Here is a 20421-nt window from a genome sequence, read left to right on the forward strand (position 1 = left end):
GCGCGGCGCCTCACGCAACCGAACGTCTGTCAGACCCGCGCCATGTGCAGGTGTTTCCTGAAAACCAGACTGAAATTATTCGCCGGCATCGCGATCGGTTCGTCGCACACGAATCCGACCGATGCGCCTAACGCTACCACGGCTTCCATGTCGCGCACGCCCCACGCCGGATCGCGGCTGCGCAATTGTTGATCGAATGCGTCGTTGCTCGGTGAAGTTTGCGCGCCGCCCCGTTTGTAAGGACCGTACAGATACAGTACACCGCCATCGACAAGACGGCGGCTCGCGCCGGCGAACAGCGCCTGCGTCGCGCTCCACGGCGAGATGTGAATCATGTTGATACAGACTACGGCGTCGAGCTTATTGAGCGTATCCAGCGTTTGCACGCCCCAATCCACCTGATGCACGTCGAGGGCGAGCGGTGCGCGCACGTTCGCGAGTCCTTCGTGCGAGATCCACGCGGCAATCGACGCGCGCGCATCCGCATCGAGATCGCTCGGTTGCCAGTCAAGCCCGGGCATCGCGCCGGCAAAACAGATAGCGTGCTGGCCCGTGCCGCTCGCGATTTCCAGCACGCGGCCGGTGGCGGGCAGCACCTCGCGCAATACAGCAAGGATCGGTTCGCGATTGCGTTCCGCGGACGGCGAGCGTTGCCGCAGCGCCAGATGGGAATCAGTCATGTTCACTTTGTTTCAGTACAGGGTCGTGCGCACGCGTTCGGCAAGTTCACGGTCGTAGGTCACGGCATCGAAACTCGCACCGTTGATGCGCTGATGGATCGCGCCCGCACTCGGCAGGCGTGAACGTTCGACATGACGCGCCGGATCCCACAATTTCGAGCGCACCAGCGCCTTCGAGCAATGAAAGTACACCGCGTCGACGTCGATCAGCAGCACGGTGCGCGGCAGTTTACCTTCGACGGCGAAACTGTCCAGCAATTCCGGATCGTTGGAAATGCGGCCGCGGCCGTTCACGCGCAAACTTTCGCCGACGCCCGGAATGATGAACAGCAGCGCCAGACGCGGTTCGGCGATGATATTGCGCAGACTATCGATGCGATTGTTGCCGATGCGGTCCGGCAGCGCGAGCGTACGTTCGTCGATCACTCGCACGAAGCCCGGCGCGTCGCCGCGCGGTGAACAGTCGAGGCCTTCGGGACCGGCGGTGGCGAGCACAACGAAGGGCGCGACTTCGATGAACGCGCGATAGTCTTCGTTGACGTAGGGAATTTCTTTGCGCACAGCGCGCTCGTGGGGCTGACCGTAGATTGCTTCGAGCTGTTCCATCGTCGTCAACATCGGCTTACCTTGTGTGTGGCGGTTGCTTTGAGTGAGAGCGGTGCTGCGTGAAGCGAGATTCGGACTGGGATTATGGGCGATTTACGCGGGCCGCGCGTGACTCGGGCGACCCGTTGGGCGGCAGGGTTCGAGCAGCCGGCTCAGCCCAGCGCAAGTCGGCCCGTCAGCGCGGTTAACGTATCGGCACAGGGTGCGATGATTTTCAGCGACAGCAGCGCATCGGCGCGCGTGCGCCCCAGATTGATCGCGACGATCGGCTTACCCAGCTTCTGCGCCCACACGCAGAAGCGGTAGCCCGAATAGACCATCAGCGACGAGCCGACCACCAGCACGGCGTCCGCCGCATCGAGCGCATGCGAAGCCGCTTCGACACGCTCGCGCGGCACGCTTTCGCCGAAGAACACCACCGCTGGCTTTAGCACACCGCCGCAGTTCGTGCACGCCGGGATGCGAAAAGATTCGAGATCGTGCCACTCCAGATGCGCGTCGCCGTCGGCGGCGGTTTCGGCGGTGACGTTCAGCAGCGCGGGGTTGTCGGCTTCGAGTGTCTGCTGGATCGACGCGCGCGAATGCTGCATTCCGCAGTCCAGACACGTCACTCCGTCAATACCGCCATGCAGCTCGATCACCTCGCGGCTGCCCGCCCGCTGATGCAAACCGTCGACATTCTGCGTGACGAGCGTCGGCACATGGCCCGCTGCCTCGAGTCGCGCCAATGCCGTATGCGCGGCATTCGGCTGCGCGTCGGCCACGACCGGCCAGCCCACCATACTGCGCGCCCAATAGCGCTGACGCATCGCCACGGTGCCAAGAAATTCCTGCAGCGTGATCGGCGGTGAACGCTTCCATTCACCGTTGTCGTCGCGATAGCCTGGAATGCCAGAGTCGGTGCTGATGCCCGCGCCGGTCAGCACGAACAGTCGTGGATAACGCTGCACGAAGGTATGCAGGTCGTCCAGCGTGTGCGATTCGTTGAAGGGTTCGATGTGCGCGAGCGGGAGGTCGGTCATGACGGAGACGTGGTATGGCTGTGGCCTGGGCGTAAAAACCGGAAACGCCGTTCAGCGGCGCGTGCGCGGTTTGCTCTGCGGCGCATGCGCCGTTCGTGCCGTTCGCACCTTCAGCGCCGCCTGCCGTGCTTGCCACTCGGCGAGCGCCGACTGATAGCGATCGAGCGCTTCATCGTAGAGATCGAAGACACACGGATTGCAGCCGCTATGACAACAATCGTCGAGGTCAGGCTGCACGGGCGGCACCGGCTGTGGGTCGTCCTTGGGTGTGGCTCGGGGCACGGCGAATGGCTTTTTCGAAAGCGGGAAGGCCTCAGTATAAGTTGATCTCCCGCGATACGCGCGGCGGCGGCTCGCGACTTGAGCCCGCGTCTTCAATTCACATCCAGGCCCTTTCCTTCTGCCCGCTCACGCCCGAACGCCGCGCCGCCGCGCTCAGCCCCTGCCGACGAACGGCATCGTGCTCGCCATGATGGTCATGAACTGCACATTCGCCGAGAGCGGTAATTCCGCCATATGCAGCACTGCGTCGGCGACGTGCTGCACGTCCATCAACGGCTCGACTGCGATCTCGCCGTTCGCCTGCGGTACGCCGCGCGCCATCCGCTCGGCCATTTCCGTCGCGGCATTGCCGATGTCGATCTGCCCGCAGACGATGTCGTATTTGCGGCCGTCGAGCGAAACCGCTTTCGTGATACCCGTAATTGCGTGTTTGGTCGCCGTGTAGGCGATGCTGTTCGGCCGCGGCGCATGCGCGGAAATCGAGCCATTGTTGATGATGCGGCCGCCCCGCGGCGTCTGCGTTTTCATCAGACCGAAGGCCGCACGTGTGCAGAGAAATACGCCGGTGAGATTGGTATCGACCACCGAGCGCCATTCGTCGATAGCGAGTTCGTCGATATCCACGGGCGAGCCGTTGCGGCCCGCGTTATTGAACAGCACGTCGAGCCGGCCTAGCCGCGCGCGGATCGTGTCGAACAACGCGGCGACGCTGTCGGCATCCGTCACGTCGCAGGCAACGGCGAGCGCGTCGCCGCCGAGTTGCCGTGCTTCTTCAGCCACGGCGTCGAGCGGCGCCTGGCGACGGCCCGCGAGTACGACGCTATAGCCGTGTTCCAGCAGCTTGAGCGCGCAGGCTCGGCCGATACCGCTGCCCGCGCCCGTCACCAGCGCGACTTTCCTGATTCCCGTTCCTGTCACCGTGCGTCTCCTGCTCCGTTTTTGGCCCTAGCACCATACAACAGCCGATCGTCCATCACAAACGCAACGTCACAGCCGTTGTCGCGAAGCATGGTGTCTTTCAGCGTGCTTTCATTACTTCTGGTTACCCTCCGCAACAGCGTCGAACGACGCTTCAATGGTATGGTTTGCCGTTGCGCGTCACGCGCGATTCAAGACCTTCCCAGGACGGAGGGAGGAAGACAGGAAGCACGCTTTTATGAACGAATTCACCACGCCGCCGCAGGGCGCCCCGTCCGCGCCGCAGCACCGCTGGCCGCGCACCGGCTATCCGGCGATGCTCACGGCCACCGCCGCCTGGCACATTTTCGTGCTGGCCGGATGGCTGCTGGCGCCCGCCGCGTGGCCATGGTGGCTGGCCGCGATCTTCGCGAATCACGCTATTTTCACCGTGGCCGGCCTGTTGCCGCGCACCTCGCTGCTGGGCCCAAACTGGACGCGCCTGCCAGAGGGCACGCGCAACGCAGACGCGATCGCACTGACCATCGACGATGGTCCCGACCCTGTTGTCACACCGCAAGTGCTCGATCTGCTCGATGCCTTCGATGTGCGCGCCACCTTCTTCTGTATTGGCGCGAAAGCGCAGCGCTATCCGGACCTCACACGCGAAATCGTCGCGCGCGGCCACACGCTCGAAAACCACTCGCAGGTTCACGTGCACACGTTTTCGATCACGTTTCCGGGCGCACTCACACGCGAGATCGACGCCGCGCAGCGCACCTTCGAGTCATTGAGCGGTGAGCGGCCAATGTTCTTCCGTGCACCGGCGGGGTTGCGCAACATCTTTCTCGAGCCCGTGCTGCGCAAACTCGATTTGCGACTCGCGGCGTGGACGCGGCGCGGCTACGACACACGCGAGCGCGATCCGCAGGTGGTTACGCACCGGCTGCTCGACGGCCTTGCCCCGCGCGACATTCTGCTGCTGCACGACGGCAATGCCGCGCTCACCATCGAGGGTAAACCGCTGATACTCGCCGTTCTGCCACGCGTGATCGACGCGGCGCGCCGGCAGCATTTGCGCTTCGTGACGCTGCGTGAAGCACGTATCGACGTCTGAACCGGGCACACCTTCCGCGCGGCTCGCTGACATATTCATCAGCAAGCCGCGCCAACACCGCGGTCAAACGCGGAAATCCGCTGCCATGTCTTCGTCCGTGCGCGCCTCGAGCTCGCCACTACGGCAGGCCTTCAGGAACACGTCGTAGTCACGCTCCACCTGGTTCGCGTAGCTGGCGGCGTAGCCGGCCAGCGATTCCGCGAACTGATCGCCACGGCCGATATACGCGCCGATCTCGATCGCCTGGCCACTCGCTTTGGCATGCGCGCGCGCCATGATCCAGCCACAGAGTTTCGCGTAACCTTCCAGCAGATCGGTGTCGAACAACTCGATGTTCGCCGACAATTTCATGTCGCGCAGTTGCCGAAAATAGAAATGGCGCCCCGCCGGTCCACTCGCCCAGCCGAGAAAAATGTCGCTCGCCGCCTGCAACATACGCTGCCCCTGCACGACGCGTTCGCCCTCGTGCTTGATGGGCGCCGACTTATAGTACTGGGCGATCACCGACGGCCGCGCCTCCTTGATCTGCAGAAACAGAGGCTTGTCCATGTGATCGACGCTCAACACCACCATGCAGCGCGTGCCCACGCTGCCGACGCCCACCACTTTGAACACAATGTCCTGTACGGTGAAATGGCTCAGCAGCTCACGCCGGTCGTGCGACATCGTCTTCAGGTACTCGCCCCACATGCGCTCGAGCATCTTGCGCCAGTTGCCCGCCCTGTATACGTCGCTCTCTTCCGGCGTAAATAGCGTATTCGCACCCAACACGTGGAACAACGCCGGCGGCGCATCACGGATCGTCCAGTGGTCGCCGTCGCGTTCCGCCATTTTCTCCAGCAGGTTTTCGTGCGTACGGCTCGCGGCCTTTTCCATGCCGCGGCGCACGGTGCGACGACGCTCGGGGGTCAAGGCGGTTTCCGCCATCCGATCGAAGGTGATACGGTCGTACCATAGTTCGAGTGCGCCGCATTGCGCGTATTGCGCCATGCGATCACGGTATTCGCTAACGGCTGTCATCACCAGATTTTCTGCCGCACCACTGCTCAAACGCATGTGCCGCGCGGCGACTACAAGACTCGCAGTCAAACGTTTCAGGTCCCATTCGAAAGGACCGATCGCGACTTCGTCGAAGTCGTTCAGATCAAATACGAGTTGACGCTCCGGCGTCGCGAATCCGCCGAAATTCATCAGATGGCCGTCGCCGCAAATCGGCATGATGAGGCCGGTGTCGGGAACCTGGCTTAGGTCGTGGGCTTGAATGATCGCGGTACCGCGAAAAAAGGTGAAAGGCGATACGGCCATGCGCCCATAGCGCAGCGGCACCAGATTCGTAATGCGTCCCTCGCTGCTTTGCCTGAGCAACTCGATGGGGTTGCGGTTCAACTCCCCTACCGTACGATGGCTCGAACGTTTCGAGTGTTCGCGGGCCGCACGGCCACGGGCCTCCCGCTCGACGATGGTGCTGGCTTTCATGCTCTTCTCCGGTTTCTGTACGAATCTTGACTATCGGTTCTAGAAGACTGCTTCTGCTGGCACGGTAAAACGGGACGTCTTATGAAACGGTTTGCGGGCATTCAGTATCGAATGCCACGCCGCCGGGTGCATCGAACTACGCAGTTACGTGAGCCATCACCAACGGTAACCCACACCGCCGAAAATCACATCTGAATCACGATCATAGCGTGTCACGACACGATTCCATTCGAGCCGCGCGTCCCAGTGATCGGTCAGGCGATACGAGCCCGCGATCGTGACGAGGCCGGAAAACTTCCCGGCGCCCGGGCCCGGCGTCAGGCTGTTTTCGTACTCATTGATCGCATAGTAAGCGCCCACGCCGAGTCCCAGCGTAACTTTGTCGTTGAGGAACGCACGGGTCGCCCACAACTGGCTGGTGATACCGTCGCGACGCGACGCCTTGCTGCTGCCTTCGTGCAGATAGCCAACCGTCACGTCGAGGTATTTCGCCAGGCCGCGACGGTATTCAATCGCGCCGCCCAGCGCACTCGGCGAGTCAGTCGAATTGATGATGGTCTGGCCAAGGTACACCGCCACTTCGTTGTTGGTGACCTTGTGTATGCTGCCGCTTGCCCAGTCGCGCGGACCCGGGCTGCCCGGGGCATCGAGCTGATAGCCGACGCCGAACATCACGCTTGTCGCATCCGGCCCGCGTTGCACATGCACGCGATTCAACTGCAGTTGTGTAATCCACCGGCTCGACGCGTAGTACGCCGCGCGCACGCTATACACGACACCCCAGCCGTGGGTGTCGGAATAACTTCCGCCTTGCACGGCGGTAGTGGTGTCGAAGTAACGGTATGGGCCGACGCCCGCCTGCAGGACGAGCTGCGGACTCCCCACGGGAATGCGGCCCCATAGCTGGACCATCTGGCCGTCGCGATGATGATCGGGAATGTGCCCTTCATTGAGCCACGTGAAGCTCGCGGCGAAGTATTGCCCGAGCCCCTCCTGATAGTTGAACGCCCACGTGTAAGTGTTCGTGTTCCCCGCGCGCGAGCCACCGCCAAATAGCGAAAACTCCTGAGCATGGACGACGCTGGATGAGAACAGAAGAGGGAGACCGGCGATGCACGAAGCCGCCGTGATTGCCAGCCTGCGGCTAACAGCCGAATTCAGATTCTGCATGCAGTTCACACTCCGGATGGGCCGCTGTCGCTGCCGGGATTCATGAGCCGACGAGAAGCCGGATGACGGCTTTGAGCGCCGGGACCGGTCGTCTTTACAAATTGTTTGCCATGCTAGCAGAGCACTTGGCGACATGCATTTTGAATAGATCTGCCCTGCGTCGACGTTGTCAATTATCCAATCCGGGAATATCCATAATTGGTTGCAGTCGCAACGATAGGCCGCAATGTGGACAAAATTACCGGAAGCCGATTCGAAGAATTAACCAATTGGTGAATATTTTCATTTCTACGGGTAGTCGACACTTCAGACATCGCGAATCCAGCCGTTTACCGGTACATACGAAACTTTTGTGACGCGCGCGAAAAGACTCCTGAAATGGGGCCTGTTCTGTCGAACGTTCGTCGCGCAAGGGTAATCGGAGAAAGCATGTTTGTCGTAATTGGCTGGGTGGTGGTAATCGGTTCTGTCATCGGTAGTTTTCTCGGTGTGGGTGGGCATCTTCTCGCGCTCGTTCAGCCGTTCGAATTACTCTGTATTTTCGGCGCGGCGATCGGCGCGTTTGTCGTGAGCAATCCGACCTCCACGCTGAAGAAAACCATCAAGACGATTCCTTCGTGCTTCAAAAGCGGCGGTTACACGAAAGAGAAATATCTCGAACTCATCGCCCTGCTCTACGAGTTGCTTCAGAAGGCGCGCAAGGAAGGCATGATGTCGCTCGAAGCCGACGTCGCAGCGCCCCAGGAAAGCGTGCTGTTCCAGAAGTATTCGCACGTGCTGGAGGACCATCATCTGCTCGACTTTATCGTCGACTATCTGCGCATGATGTCCGGCGGCAATGTGAACGTGCTCGAGGTGCAGGATCTGATGGACGAAGAGCTGGCCACGCATCACGCGGAAGCGTCGATCGCGGCCAACGCGATTCAGAAGATGGCCGACGGCTTACCTGCATTCGGCATTGTGGCCGCCGTGATGGGTGTGGTCCATACGATGGGCTCGGTCGGCGCGCCGCCCGCCGTGCTCGGCGAAATGATCGCCGGTGCGCTGGTCGGCACGTTCCTCGGCATTCTTCTCGCCTATGGTTTTATCGGCCCCGTCGCCGATCTGCTCAATGCCAAGGGCCGCGCCGAAGCCAAACCTTATCAATGCGTGAAAGCCGTGCTGCTCGCTTCGCTTTCCGGCTATGCCCCGCCGATTGCCGTCGAATTCGGCCGCAAGGTGCTATTCACCGCCGATCGTCCGAGCTTCCAGGAACTCGATGACGCCGTGCGCGCTACCAAGATGCCCAAATCGGCCTGAAATGGAGCGGCATCATGAGTGAAAGAAAATCGAGTGCGTCGCAGCAGGGCGAAATACCCGCGGCAGTGATCGTGCGCCGCTCGAAAAAGGGCGACGATCATGGCGCTCATCACGGCGGCGCATGGAAAATCGCTTACGCCGACTTCGTCACCGCGATGATGGCGTTTTTCCTGTTGATGTGGCTGCTCGGCTCGACGTCAAAGTACGACAAGCAGGGCATCGAGGATTATTTCAACACTCCGTTGTCGAGCCTGCTCGGCGGCAATGAGGGCACGGCCGCGGCGCGCCCGAGCGTCGTGCAAGGCGGCGGCCGCGACATCTCCGACTCCCGGCCCGGGGTTGGCAAGAAGAGCCAGACCGAGCCCACACCACCGGCTGCGGCCCCATCGGCCATAGCGCCCTCGGATGCGGCGCGGCTCCAGCAGTTAAAAGAGAAGCTCACTGCCTTGATCGAACAGAGCCCGGCATTAAAGGCCTTCAAGGATCAGATACGCATTTCGATCACCAACGAAGGCCTGCGCATCGAGATCGTCGACTCGCAGAACCGGCCGATGTTTTCGTCTGGCAGTCCGAAGCTGCAGCCTTACGCCGTGACGATCCTGACGCAAATCGGCGCCGCGCTCAACGATGTGGAAAACCGCATCTCGATTGCCGGCCACACCGACGCGGTGCCCTACACGGCCGGGCCGGAAGGCTATTCGAACTGGGAGTTGTCGTCAGAGCGCGCCAATGCCGCGCGCCGCGCGCTGGTGGCCGGCGGCATGCATGGCGAGAAACTGCTGCAGGTGCGCGGGCTTGCCGATGTGTTGCCGCTGAACAGCAATGTCGCCGACGAACCGACCAATCGGCGCATCAGCATCCTCGTGCTGAATAAGGCTGCGGAGCTCGCCTTCTTCCGCGATGGTGGCCGTACTACGATCGATGAAAGTTCGCCCGCCAGTTCGGCTATTCCAGCGGCAATTGGGCGGTCCCAGCCGGTTGGTGTTTCGCGTAGCATGCCGTAGTGTTTTTTTGTCTGTCTGGATTGGTTTTGGTGTTGTCTGTTTACCTGCGGTTTTGGATTTTTCTTGATCTGGCTTCTTTGGCCTTTCCTTGAATTGTTAGTGGTTTATTAGCGTCGCCCCTGTGCGGGGCAGGCACCTACTTTTCTTTGCCTGCTGCCCCTCCATGTCAGGCTAGTTGTCGCCTCACCCGAACCGATTGATGTAAAGATGGGGGGCGGGCAGCGAATGGAAGATGAAACGCTATTCAGCGGAAACCCGGGAGTGGGTAATCCAGCAGATGATGCCGCCGTTCAATCGTGCGGTCATCGAGCTGGCGGGGGCGACGGGCATCACCACGGTGACGCTGCGGACCTGGCGGCAGCATGCAAGAGATACAGGGAAATTCATGCCGGGCAATGGCAAAACGGGCGATCAGTGGTCAAGCGCCGGGAAGTTCAGGGCGGTGCTGGAGACGGCGTCGCTCAACGAGATCGAGACCTCACAATACTGCCGCAGTAAAGGCATTTATCCGGAGCAGATCCGGCAGTGGCGCGAGGCGTGCGAGCAGGCCAACGCGGTGCCTGAAACGAAGCCCACGGCGGCCCGGCGCAACGAGGCGAAGGCTGCGCAAAAGCGCATCCGTGAACTGGAGCGCCAGCTCAAACGCGCTGACGCGGCCCGTGCGGAGGCGGCGGCATTGCTGAACCTGCGAAAAAAAGCCGAAGCGATCTGGGGCAAGGAAGAGGACGACTGATCAGCCGCCCGGATCGTGAAGAAGCCATGCAGCTGATCGATGAAGCCGTACAGCAGGGGGCACGCCGTGCGCGTGCATGCGAGCAGTTGGGACTCAGCGTGCGCAGCGTCCAGCGCTGGCGCCTGTCGCCGCAGGACGGGCGCGCTCAGGTGAAGCGTGCAGCGCCGCCCAACAGGCTGAGTGAGGCAGAACGTCAGGCCGTGCTCGATGCGGCCAACCGTCCGGGCTACGCGAGTCTGACGCCGCACCAGATCGTGCCGAAGCTGGCGGATGAAGGGATTTATCTGGCTTGCGAATCGACGTTCTACCGGATACTGAAAGCAGCAGGACAGGGCCAGCGCCGGGGCCGCGCGCGAGCCCCGCAACGACGCACGCTTACGACGCATTGTGCCGATGGTCCGAACCAGGTGTGGTGCTGGGATATCACGTGGATGCCGGGCACGGTCAGGGGCCGGTACTTTTACTGGTACATGATGAAGGACATCTACAGCCGCAAACTGGTGATGAACGAGGTGTGGGAGCAGGAGTCGGCTGAGCACGCGAGCGAGTTGCTGAACAAGGGATGTTTGCGTGAAGGTATCGCCGGGCGTCCGCTGGTGCTGCACTCGGATAACGGCAGTGCAATGAAAGGCGCCACGATGCGCGCGGCCATGATCGATCTGGGCGTGCAGCCTTCGTTCAGCCGGCCGCGTGTGAGCAACGACAACGCCTTTGCCGAGTCACTGTTCCGTACGGCCAAGTACTGCCCGTTATGGCCTGAGCAGCCGTTCGACACGCTGGAGGCGGCCCGCGCATGGGTGCAGCGCTTCGTCCAGTGGTACAACGAAGAGCACTGTCACAGCGGCCTGAAGTATGTCAGTCCGGGGCAACGGCATCGCGGCGAAGCCAACGATCTGCTGGCCCGCCGGTGTGCGCTGTACGAAGACGCGCGCAGGCAGAACCCCGCACGCTGGTCAGGTGCCATCCGCAACTGGCACCTGGCAGACTCGGTCTATCTGAACCCGGAGCGAACTCACGCGTCGGCCAAAATGTATAAGCACGCAGCGTAACGGTTCATGCGACAACTACCTTGACACACACCGCTGCAAAGAAAAGTAGGCAAAAGAAAGCAGCTCAAACCACTAACTCTTAAGTGGGTCCCCTGGCTTGGAAGGGTTAGTGGTGCATCTGGAATCTGTGTTCCCGCACACTCCGCGTTCGTGACAAGGCTGTCATACTTCCGGCAGCGCCGCGGAGGGTGTAATTAGTTTTGTGTAAACGGTCATTTGGCAGGAGACTGCCAGTAATCAGGAGCGACGATGACCGTAGCGAAACGCAACAAACGCGTGAAACCCGACCCTGAGCTCGTCAAGCTGGCCGACAGCCTGCTGGCGAACTACCAGAAACCAGAGGACCTGATTGGCGAGAACGGCCTGCTCAAGCAGCTCACGAAGATGCTGGTTGAACGGGCGCTAGAGACGGAGATGTCCGAACACCTGGGCCACGGCAAGAGCGAAGCGGTCACCAATGCCACGGGCAACACCCGCAACGGCCATAGCGCCAAGACGTTGCAGGGGGAGTTTGGCGAGTTGCCGCTCGATATCCCGCGTGACCGTCAGGGTGCGTTCGAGCCGAAGCTGGTGAGTCGTCATCAGACGCGCTGGTCGGGCTTTGACGACAAGATCATCTCGCTATATGCCCGCGGCCTGAGCGTGCGGGAGATTCAGGGGCATCTGGAAGAAATGTACGGTACCGAGGTGTCGCCCACGCTCATCTCGGCCGTAACAGACGCGGTGAGCGAGGATGTGAAGGCCTGGCAAGCCCGCCCGCTCGACGCGCTTTACCCCATCGTTTATCTCGACTGCATCCACGTCAAGGTGCGCGACAGCGGTGCTGTACGGACCAAGGCGGTCTATCTCGCCATCGGCGTGAACATGGACGGCCACAAGGAAGTCCTGGGGCTGTGGATCGCCCAGACCGAGGGCGCGAAGTTCTGGCTGCAGGTGGTGACCGAGCTGAAAACGCGCGGCGTGCGGACATTTTTATTGCCTGTGTCGATGGGCTCAAGGGCTTCCCCGAAGCCATCGAAGCAGTCTATCCGAAGGCAGCAGTTCAACTGTGCATCGTGCATATGGTGCGCAACAGTCTGAACTTCGTGTCCTGGAAGGTGCAGCGCGAGGTCGCCGCCGACCTGAAGACGATCTACACTTCATCGACGGTCGAGCTGGCCGAGCAGAAGCTGAGTGCCTTCGAAGCCACGTGGGACAAGGACTATCCGTCCATCGGGCAGAGCTGGCGGCGCAACTGGGCACGCGTCATTCCGTTCTTCGACTATCCGCCGGAGATCCGGAAGGTGATCTACACCACCAATGCCATCGAATCGATCAACATGAGCCTGCGCAAGGTGATCAAAACCCGCAGTTCGTTCCCGACCGACGAGGCCGTGACCAAGCTGTTTTACCTGGCACTTAACAACATCAGCAAGAAGTGGTCGATGCCGATCCGGGACTGGAAGGCAGCCCTGAACCGCTTCACTATCCAGTTCGAAGACCGCCTGTTACCGGGTTAAATCAATACCCGTTTACACAAAATTCCGGACACCCTCGCGCCGCGCGCGCCGACGCGCACCTCATAAAACCACCCGCTGCGTTTTACGCTCCCACTTTTTACCCAGTGCCGTCGCTCGCCGTTGCATTGCCACTGCCACTGCCACGGCAACTGAAACTGAAACTGCAGCCACGGCTATGCCTATGGCTGCAACATCCACACACTGACATTTCCTTCGAAGAGGGGCATGAGTGCGGATGCGTCTCGCCGAGGCGAAGCCGACGGCTCCCACCGCGCCCAAACGAAGCCCCCGGTTTCCCTGGCAGACCCATCCGCGACGCACGCAGTGCGGAGTGGGAGCTGATGAGCCCTGTGTCACTCACGCCGAATGTACGAGGATACGGATTCCAGATGCACCACTACCGCAACTGTGCGGGGGACCCGCTTAAGAATTAGCGGTGTGAGCCGCTTTCTCTTGCTTACTTCTCTTTGCGGCGGCAAAGAGAAGTAAGTGCCTGCCCCGCACAGGGGCGACGCTAATAAACCAATAACAATTCAAGGAAAGGCCAACACCGCAGGCACACAACCCAAAAGCGCCGCGCGGGCAAACAAAACAAGGCAACGCCGTAGGCAACCAGACATAAAGCGCCAGCCAGCCAAACCCCAACTTCAAACCGCAACCACACCCCTCCTCGGCGACAAAACTGACACCACAAAACTCACAATAATATTAGCCACCAACGCAATCAACCCAATATAAAGCGGATAGGTCGCATCACCGATATGAAGAGCAAACACCGGCTTAAGCCCTTGCGAAATGGCCATCCCCGTCCCAATCACAATCCCGGCAAGCCACCCAAGAAACAACCCCGGCGTGTTCAACCGCCGCGTATACAAAGAAAACACAATAGCCGGGAAAATCTGCAAAATCCAAACCCCACCCAGCAACTGCAAATCAATCGCATACTGCGTCGGCAAAAACACAATAAACAACAGCGCGCCGAACTTCACGACGAGCGAAGCGATCTTCGCGGTCGAAGCCTCCGCCTCAGGCGTGATATTCGGCGAGACGAGCGGGCGCCACAAATTCCGCGTGAACAGATTGGCCGCGCCAATCGACATGATCGCGGCGGGCACCAACGCGCTAATCGCAATGGCCGCGGCCGCAAAACCGACGAACCACGACGGGAACAGCGTATTGAACAGCGCCGGCACCATGTCGGACGCCGACTTCACATGCACGCCGGCCGCAATCGCCATATAGCCGAGCAACGCAATCAGTCCCAGCAACAGCGTGTATGCCGGAAGAAAAATTGCATTCTTACGCACTGTATTCGCCGACGATGACGACAATACCGCCGTCATCGTATGCGGATACATGAACGCCGCCAGGGCCGAGCCCAAAGCAAGCGATGCATAAGCGGTGAATTGCGTCGGCTTCAAAATGATCCCGGTTGCGCCGCCCTTGGCCTTGAAATACGTATCGGCTGCATCGAACACATGCGCATAGCCGCCGAGCTTCGCAGGAATCAGCCATACAGCCGCGATCACGACGATGTAGATCATGATGTCCTTAACGAACGCGATCATCGCAGGCGCCCGCAAGCCGCTCGCGTACGTGTACAGCGCAAGAATCACGAAGGCGACGATCAGCGGCATTTCGCCCGTCACGCCGAGCCCCTTGATCACCACCTGCATCCCCACGAGCTGTAGCGCGATATACGGCATCGTCGCGACAATACCGGTGATCGCAACGGCAGCAGGAAACCACTTGCCGCCGTATTCACCCTGCACGTAGTCCGCTGCCGTGATGTGGTTCTTCGCGTGAGCGATCTTCCACAGCTTCGGCATCACCGCGAACACGAACGGATAGACAATGATCGTGTACGGCAGCGCAAAGAAGCCATACGCGCCCACCGAATACACCAGCGCGGGCACCGCGATCACGGTATAGGCGGTATAGAAGTCGCCGCCCACGAGGAACCACGAAATCACCGTGCCGAACTGGCGGCCACCCAGGCCCCACTCGTGCAATTGCGTCAGATCGCCCCGCTTCCAGCGCGCGGCAAAAAAACCGATCACGGTGACGAGAACAAAGAACGCGATAAAGACGGTCATCGCAACCGGGTTCACAGGATTGACATCGCTCATTTGACACCTCGATACACGACGTAAATCAGTAGGGAGGTCAACGGAACCCACAAGAACTGATACCAGTAAAAGAACGGGAAGCCGGCGAACGAGGGACGCGTGTCGTTATAAAACGGCAACCACAGCAACGCAATGTACGGGATCAGCAAGATAAGCCATAGCCGTGAACGGCCGGCAGATTGGGAGGTCTCCACACACTTCTCCTAAGTCTATTATTGAAACCGCGTGCCATGACTTGTGGCCGGGCACGCGGAAAACCGGTTACCTGATATTAGGCGGCAAAACCGGAGTTTGCTTTTTGCACAGCGCCAGAGCGCGACGGCCGATACACCCCGGCGAGTCGAACGTTCATACGAATGAGCAATGGCCTCGAAGCACGTCATGCACGGGGCGTGCAGATGCCCGCTCGCGGCGACGGCAAGCGCCATCGCCTTGCGACAGTACGCACACTGGCATTGAAACCGGATTCATATGTCTCCTGCCTGATTATAAAAATGCCGGGGCGGCCCGGACACCGCGACACCGCACGCCGGAAGGCGCGATACGTCGCGGGGATGTAGTATTCGCCTTCGTGAGCGTCCTCACAAGCGCGCAACTACGTAAGCCGGCTACGTACTACTACGTAGCCCATCGGCCGCCCTTTCAACGATGAAACTCAAAGCGAAGATTGTCCTGCTGGCGATCGTGCCTTTTCTGGCGGCCATCGCCAGCATTGAAACCGGTGTCCGTCAGGAAGCCACGGCGCTCGCCGAGACGCAGCACGCGACCACCCAGGCCGCGTACATGGCCAGCAAGGAAATCGAACTCAAACACTACGTCGAGCTTGCGACCACGGCGATCGCCCCGCTCTACAACGCCGGCCACGACAACGCGCGCGACGATGCGATGCTGCGTACCCGCGCGCTCGACATGCTCGAAAAAATGGATTTCGGCAAGGACGGCTACTTCTTCGTCTACGACATGCACGGCCGTTCGCTGATGCATCCGCGCGAGCCCGACCTCGTCGGACGCGACCTATGGGCGCTGCGCGATCCGCAGGGCACACTGACGATCCAGCAACTGCTCGCTGCGGCCTCGCGCGGCGGTGGTTACGTGCGTTACGTGTGGCATCGTCCGTCGACAGGCAAGCTCGCGTCGAAACTCGGCTACGTGGTGCCGCTCGAACGCTGGGGCTGGATGATCGGCACCGGCATCTATCTCGACGATATTGACGCCACGCTGGCGCACATCGATCAGGGCGCGGCGGCCAACATCGATCGCACGATGCAGTGGATCGACGGTATCGCCGTGGCCGGACTCGCCGTGATCGCATTGTGCGCACTGGTGCTCAACGTCACCGAATATCGCAGCGCTGACGCAAAACTGAAGCGGCTCGCGCAGCAGGTGGTCGACTCGCAGGAACACGAACGGGCACGCCTGTCGCGTGAATTGCACGACGGCATCAGCCAGATGATGGTTTCCGTGAAACTGCTGCTCGAATCGGCGCAGGCGCGTTTCGAACGCAGCGACGTGCGCGTGCCCGCAGCGGAAGCCGCGCTATCGACCAGCGTCGCGCGCATCGGCGACACCTTGCGTGAAGTGCGCCGCATTTCTCACGCGCTACGTCCGTCGATGCTCGATGACCTCGGCGTAGCGGCCGCACTGGAGCAGCTCACGCGCGAGTTGAGCGATGAATCGGGTATCCAGATCGGCTTCACGCAGATCGCACATACAAACGCGGTGTCTTTGCCGGAGGCGGTAAACACCGTGCTGTTCCGTATTGCTCAGGAAGCGCTGACGAATATCGTGCGACACGCACACGCATCCAGCGCGGCGCTATCGCTGGAGGTATCGAACGACGCCGTTACGCTGACGATCTCGGACAACGGGCACGGTTTCGACGTGGCGCACGCACTCGTCAGTCTTCGCGCGGGCGTAGGCCTGCGCAATATGCGCGAGCGGCTGGACGCGCTGGGCGGCAAGCTGTCACTCAGTTCGCAAGCCGGCCACACGATCGTGACCGCGCGCGTGCCAGTCGTTGCGTCTGCGCACCAATCGCCGCCCTTGCAGGAAATCTGATCATGAATGACATCTCACTCGCTATCGCACGTTTGATTCTGATCGACGACCACCCACTCGTACGCGATGGTTTGCGCGCCCGCCTCGAAGCCGTGCGCAACATCGAAATCGTCGGCGAAGCGGGCAATGCGCAAGAAGCACTCGCGCTCGCGGCCAGCCACGAACCTCATCTGGTGCTGATGGACGTCGGGATGAACGGGATGAACGGCATCGCGCTGGCCGGCATGTTTCACGAGCGCTTCCCGGCGATACGCGTGCTGATGCTGTCCATGCACGACAACCTCGAATACGTGACCCAGGCAGTGCGGGCGGGCGCCAGCGGCTATGTGCTCAAAGACTCGCCCGCTACGGAAATCATTCAGGCGATCGGCGCGGTGTTGGAAGGTAAGACGTTTTTCAGTGCGGGGCTGGGTGCGCGACTGATTCAGGCATCGGCAACGCAATCGCCCATTGAACGGCTCACACCGCGCGAGCGCGATATTCTCGATGCGCTCGCGGAAGGCCTCTCGAGCAAGCAGATCGCTCAACGCAACGACCTGTCGGTGCGCACAGTAGAAACGCATCGGCTGAATCTGAAACGCAAGCTCGATATCGAAGGTCAGGCCGAGTTGATCAAGTTCGCCGTCGAGAATCGGCGTAAAAGCCAATGAGGTCCTGAGCCACCGCTGCATAATCTCAACTGAGTAGCCGAGAATCAAAACCGTCGACCCGTCTACCCACGCTCGACATCCGGGAGCCCAGGACGATGAAACGCCTGATCCAACAACCTCTGTTCAGTCTGCTGCTCTGCCTGGCCGCCACTCACGCCCACGCAGAAGCGCAACGCGTCAACCGTGGCCACGACCCGTTCTTTCAAGTATCCAAAGCGATCAGCGAATGCCCGGTGCCCTTAGGCCCGCTCGAAACCGAGCAGGAATGGCTCGACGACAGCCATTACCGGATCGAGCGCGGCAATAGCTGCTGGGTGGAAGGCCGTTGCCGTCTGTCGAACGCGTACCTCTACGACGTGGAAATCGCCGACGCCGTCCAACGGCGTCTCGCCAACATCAATTACGCTACCCACTGGCGCGAACAGTCAACGCTGTGGCTCACACTGCAACGCCGCTTCATTTACGTGCAAGGCTGCGTTGCGCCGGGCTTCGACAAACAGACATTCCTCGCAGAACTCGCTAGAACCGCGGATGTCGATCGCGTGATCGACGACACCACAATCAATCCGCACGCAGCGTCGCTCCCCTATAAGACGCTTGCGGTTCCGGACAAACCCGTGACCGATCCGGGCAACTAGCCGCGCATAGAACACGCACGAAATAGCGTCACGCGTTATATCCCCCATCACGCTTCAGCGCCTATATCGACAATCGAACATAGCAACGCAGAAATCGATCTTTGGCCGTCCTGACGTCATTGCTAACATCGGCGACCCGACATATCCGGTCAGCACAACAATGACAACACAACGATCGCAACGCCCCACCCTTCGTCTTGGCATTATCGGCGCGGCCGTCGCCAGCCTCGTCGTGCTCGCCTCCTGCGGCGACGATAATCTGCCCGGACCGGCTGCTGCTGCGCCCGTGGTCGCGCAGAAGCGCCCGAACATTCTGTACATCATGGCCGACGACCTCGGCTATTCCGACATCCATGCCTTTGGCGGCGAAATCAACACGCCCAACCTCGACGCATTGGTCCAGTCGGGCCGCATCCTGACGAACCACCATACCGGCACCGTCTGCGCCATCACGCGCTCAATGCTGATCTCCGGCACCGATCACCATCTGGTCGGCGAAGGCACGATGGGGGTGCCCACCGACGAACGCAAAGGCCTGCCCGGCTATGAAGGTTATCTGAACGACCGCGCGCTGTCGGTCGCGCAATTGCTGAAAGACGGCGGTTATCACACGTACATGGCCGGCAAGTGGCACATTGGCTCGGGTATCGTCGGCAGCACGACGGGCGGCGGGCAGACGCCGGATCAATGGGGCTTCGAGCACAGCTATGCGCTGCTCGGCGGCGCCGCGACCAATCACTTTGCTCACGAACTGGCGAACTCGCAGAACTACACCGAAGACGGCAGGTACGTGCAACCCGGCCAGCCTGGGCAACCGGGCGGCGCAGGCGGCAGCCCCGCCGTGTTCTACTCGACCGACTTCTACACGCAACGCCTGATCTCGTACATCGATTCGAACAAGGGCGACGGTAAGCCGTTCTTCGCTTACGCGGCCTACACGTCACCGCACTGGCCGCTGCAAGTCCCCGATCCTTATCTACACAATTACGTCGGCAAATACGATGCCGGCTACGACGTGATCCGCAACGCGCGCATTGCGCGGCAAAAGGCGCTCGGCATCATTCCGAACGACTTCGTGCCTTATGGCGGCGCATCGGAAACGCTTGTAGCAACAGCGGCCACCGCAAACAACGGCACCGCCAATGCGAAGTATGTGAGCGCCGTGCATAGCGCCGCGCAGGGCTATACCGACTATGGTCCAGGCAACGTGAACAAGACATGGGCAAGCCTCTCGCCCGCCGAGAAGAAGGCCCAGGCGCGTTACATGGAAATCTACGCGGGCATGGTCGAAAATCTCGACCACAACATCGGCCTGCTGATCCAGCATCTGAAAGACATCGGCGAATACGACAACACCTTCATCATGTTCCAGTCGGACAACGGCGCCGAGGGCTGGCCAATCGACTCCGGCGCGGACCCAACCGCCACCGACACAGCCAACGCCGCGGACCCGGTCTATTCGACACTCGGCACCGACAATGGCAAGCAGAACGCACAGCGCCTGCAATACGGTTTGCGCTGGGCCGAAGTGAGCGCCACGCCGTTCCGTTTGACGAAGGGCTATTCGGGTGAGGGTGGCGTATCCACGCCATTGATCGTCCATCTGCCGGGTCAGACCGCCCAGAAACCCACGCTGCGTGACTTCACGCACGTGACCGATAACACCGCCACGTTCCTCGCCGTCGCGCAGATCCCGCCGCCCACACAAGCCGCGCCACCGCTGATCAATACGCTCACCGGTGTCGATCAGAACAAGGGCAAGGTGGTCTACAACAATCGCTACGTTTATCCGATCACCGGGCAGTCTTTGTTGCCTTTGCTGAACGATCAGACTACCGACGCCGTGCACACCGCGTCGTTCGGCGACGAAGCCTACGGCCGCGGCTACCTGCGCAGCGCCGACGGCCGCTGGAAAGCCTTGTGGACCGAACCGCCCTTGGGCCCGGTGGATGGACACTGGCAACTGTTCGACATGAGCGCCGACCGCGGCGAAACGCAGGACGTGTCGACGCAGAATCCGTCCGTAATCGACGGCCTCGTGCAACAGTGGAACACCTATATGAGCAGCGTCGGCGGTGTCGAACCGTTGCGTCCGCGCGGTTACTACTGAGC

17 protein-coding genes and 1 pseudogene are annotated in these 20421 nt (G+C 60.9%); 9 read left to right on the plus strand and 9 right to left on the minus strand.

Annotated features, from left to right (window positions below; all coding sequences use genetic code 11):
* Nucleotides 1-29: 29 nt before the first annotated feature.
* The 5 genes from ACUN0E_RS18575 to ACUN0E_RS18595 all read right to left on the minus strand — a co-directional run bounded on the left by ACUN0E_RS18575 (nt 30) and on the right by ACUN0E_RS18595 (nt 3508).
* The gene (locus ACUN0E_RS18575) at nt 30-680 is read right to left on the minus strand and encodes a DUF938 domain-containing protein (RefSeq protein ID WP_445567558.1); all 651 of its coding nucleotides are present in this window, start codon (nt 678-680) and stop codon (nt 30-32) included.
* A gap of 12 nt (nt 681-692) precedes the next feature.
* Nucleotides 693-1298, minus strand: a complete 606-nt coding sequence (locus ACUN0E_RS18580; RefSeq protein ID WP_445567559.1) for a pyridoxamine 5'-phosphate oxidase family protein — start codon at nt 1296-1298, stop codon at nt 693-695.
* Nucleotides 1299-1438: 140 nt separating this feature from the next.
* Entirely contained in the window at nt 1439-2308 is an 870-nt protein-coding gene (locus tag ACUN0E_RS18585; protein WP_408387832.1) for an NAD-dependent protein deacetylase, read from the minus strand.
* A 51-nt stretch (nt 2309-2359) separates the two neighbouring features.
* Nucleotides 2360-2590, minus strand: coding sequence for an oxidoreductase-like domain-containing protein (locus ACUN0E_RS18590; protein ID WP_408520086.1), 231 nt, complete (start codon nt 2588-2590; stop codon nt 2360-2362).
* A 153-nt stretch (nt 2591-2743) separates the two neighbouring features.
* Nucleotides 2744-3508: an SDR family oxidoreductase gene (locus tag ACUN0E_RS18595; protein WP_408387836.1), complete on the minus strand. Its 765-nt coding sequence runs from the start codon at nt 3506-3508 to the stop codon at nt 2744-2746.
* Nucleotides 3509-3746: 238 nt separating this feature from the next.
* Between ACUN0E_RS18595 and ACUN0E_RS18600 the strand changes: the two genes are divergently transcribed.
* Nucleotides 3747-4604, plus strand: coding sequence for a polysaccharide deacetylase family protein (locus ACUN0E_RS18600; RefSeq protein ID WP_445567560.1), 858 nt, complete (start codon nt 3747-3749; stop codon nt 4602-4604).
* A gap of 63 nt (nt 4605-4667) precedes the next feature.
* Here ACUN0E_RS18600 and ACUN0E_RS18605 read toward each other — a convergent pair whose 3' ends face one another.
* Together ACUN0E_RS18605 and ACUN0E_RS18610 are read right to left on the minus strand one after the other, a co-directional pair.
* Nucleotides 4668-6080 carry a DUF2252 domain-containing protein gene (locus ACUN0E_RS18605; protein ID WP_445567561.1) on the minus strand — a complete coding sequence of 471 codons (1413 nt, stop codon included), beginning with the start codon at nt 6078-6080 and terminating at the stop codon, nt 4668-4670.
* Between the two features lie 156 nt (nt 6081-6236).
* Complete coding sequence (locus ACUN0E_RS18610) at nt 6237-7250, minus strand: hypothetical protein (protein ID WP_445567562.1); 1014 nt, start codon at nt 7248-7250, stop codon at nt 6237-6239.
* Between the two features lie 429 nt (nt 7251-7679).
* Between ACUN0E_RS18610 and motA the strand changes: the two genes are divergently transcribed.
* The 4 genes and pseudogenes from motA to ACUN0E_RS18630 all read left to right on the plus strand — a co-directional run bounded on the left by motA (nt 7680) and on the right by ACUN0E_RS18630 (nt 12834).
* Entirely contained in the window at nt 7680-8549 is an 870-nt protein-coding gene (gene motA, locus ACUN0E_RS18615) for a flagellar motor stator protein MotA (protein ID WP_408240467.1), read from the plus strand.
* A gap of 14 nt (nt 8550-8563) precedes the next feature.
* Nucleotides 8564-9553, plus strand: a complete 990-nt coding sequence (motB, locus tag ACUN0E_RS18620) for a flagellar motor protein MotB (protein ID WP_408240470.1) — start codon at nt 8564-8566, stop codon at nt 9551-9553.
* Nucleotides 9554-9785: 232 nt separating this feature from the next.
* Nucleotides 9786-11335 (plus strand): IS3 family transposase gene (locus ACUN0E_RS18625; RefSeq protein WP_445565976.1). Its coding sequence is split into 2 segments (ribosomal slippage): nt 9786-10260 and nt 10260-11335, totalling 1551 coding nucleotides; the frame shifts between segments, so codons are not numbered across the junction.
* 249 nt (nt 11336-11584) lie between these two features.
* Nucleotides 11585-12834: pseudogene (locus ACUN0E_RS18630) on the plus strand (IS256 family transposase).
* Nucleotides 12835-13481: 647 nt separating this feature from the next.
* Here the strand turns inward: ACUN0E_RS18630 and mctP are convergent.
* Together mctP and ACUN0E_RS18640 are read right to left on the minus strand one after the other, a co-directional pair.
* Nucleotides 13482-14963: a monocarboxylate uptake permease MctP gene (gene mctP, locus ACUN0E_RS18635; protein ID WP_445567563.1), complete on the minus strand. Its 1482-nt coding sequence runs from the start codon at nt 14961-14963 to the stop codon at nt 13482-13484.
* Entirely contained in the window at nt 14960-15157 is a 198-nt protein-coding gene (locus tag ACUN0E_RS18640; RefSeq protein WP_445567564.1) for a DUF3311 domain-containing protein, read from the minus strand. Before ACUN0E_RS18640 ends, mctP begins: the two co-directional genes overlap by 4 nt.
* 454 nt (nt 15158-15611) lie before the next feature.
* Here ACUN0E_RS18640 and ACUN0E_RS18645 point away from each other — a divergent pair, with 454 nt between their 5' ends.
* The 4 genes from ACUN0E_RS18645 (at nt 15612) to ACUN0E_RS18660 (ending at nt 20419) form a co-directional block, all read left to right on the plus strand.
* Entirely contained in the window at nt 15612-17021 is a 1410-nt protein-coding gene (locus ACUN0E_RS18645) for a cache domain-containing protein (RefSeq protein WP_408240475.1), read from the plus strand.
* A gap of 2 nt (nt 17022-17023) precedes the next feature.
* Nucleotides 17024-17671 carry a response regulator gene (locus ACUN0E_RS18650; protein ID WP_408240478.1) on the plus strand — a complete coding sequence of 216 codons (648 nt, stop codon included), beginning with the start codon at nt 17024-17026 and terminating at the stop codon, nt 17669-17671.
* Between the two features lie 95 nt (nt 17672-17766).
* Nucleotides 17767-18309, plus strand: a complete 543-nt coding sequence (locus ACUN0E_RS18655) for a hypothetical protein (RefSeq protein WP_445567565.1) — start codon at nt 17767-17769, stop codon at nt 18307-18309.
* Nucleotides 18310-18469: 160 nt separating this feature from the next.
* Nucleotides 18470-20419 carry an arylsulfatase gene (locus tag ACUN0E_RS18660; RefSeq protein WP_445567566.1) on the plus strand — a complete coding sequence of 650 codons (1950 nt, stop codon included), beginning with the start codon at nt 18470-18472 and terminating at the stop codon, nt 20417-20419.
* The last annotated feature ends 2 nt before the right edge of the window (nt 20420-20421 follow it).

This window comes from Paraburkholderia sp. D1E (genome assembly GCF_052682275.1).

Bases quoted from the DNA above. Each gene is read 5' to 3' on its own strand.
- ACUN0E_RS18575 (WP_445567558.1), bottom strand. From the start codon at position 680: ATGACTGATTCCCATCTGGCGCTGCGGCAACGCTCGCCGTCCGCGGAA.
- ACUN0E_RS18580 (WP_445567559.1), bottom strand. From the start codon at position 1,298: ATGTTGACGACGATGGAACAGCTCGAAGCAATCTACGGTCAGCCCCAC.
- ACUN0E_RS18600 (WP_445567560.1), top strand. From the start codon at position 3,747: ATGAACGAATTCACCACGCCGCCGCAGGGCGCCCCGTCCGCGCCGCAG.
- ACUN0E_RS18605 (WP_445567561.1), bottom strand. From the start codon at position 6,080: ATGAAAGCCAGCACCATCGTCGAGCGGGAGGCCCGTGGCCGTGCGGCC.
- ACUN0E_RS18660 (WP_445567566.1), top strand. From the start codon at position 18,470: ATGACAACACAACGATCGCAACGCCCCACCCTTCGTCTTGGCATTATC.
- ACUN0E_RS18650 (WP_408240478.1), top strand. From the start codon at position 17,024: ATGAATGACATCTCACTCGCTATCGCACGTTTGATTCTGATCGACGAC.
- ACUN0E_RS18585 (WP_408387832.1), bottom strand. From the start codon at position 2,308: ATGACCGACCTCCCGCTCGCGCACATCGAACCCTTCAACGAATCGCAC.
- ACUN0E_RS18645 (WP_408240475.1), top strand. From the start codon at position 15,612: ATGAAACTCAAAGCGAAGATTGTCCTGCTGGCGATCGTGCCTTTTCTG.
- mctP (WP_445567563.1), bottom strand. From the start codon at position 14,963: ATGAGCGATGTCAATCCTGTGAACCCGGTTGCGATGACCGTCTTTATC.
- ACUN0E_RS18610 (WP_445567562.1), bottom strand. From the start codon at position 7,250: ATGCAGAATCTGAATTCGGCTGTTAGCCGCAGGCTGGCAATCACGGCG.
- ACUN0E_RS18655 (WP_445567565.1), top strand. From the start codon at position 17,767: ATGAAACGCCTGATCCAACAACCTCTGTTCAGTCTGCTGCTCTGCCTG.
- motB (WP_408240470.1), top strand. From the start codon at position 8,564: ATGAGTGAAAGAAAATCGAGTGCGTCGCAGCAGGGCGAAATACCCGCG.
- motA (WP_408240467.1), top strand. From the start codon at position 7,680: ATGTTTGTCGTAATTGGCTGGGTGGTGGTAATCGGTTCTGTCATCGGT.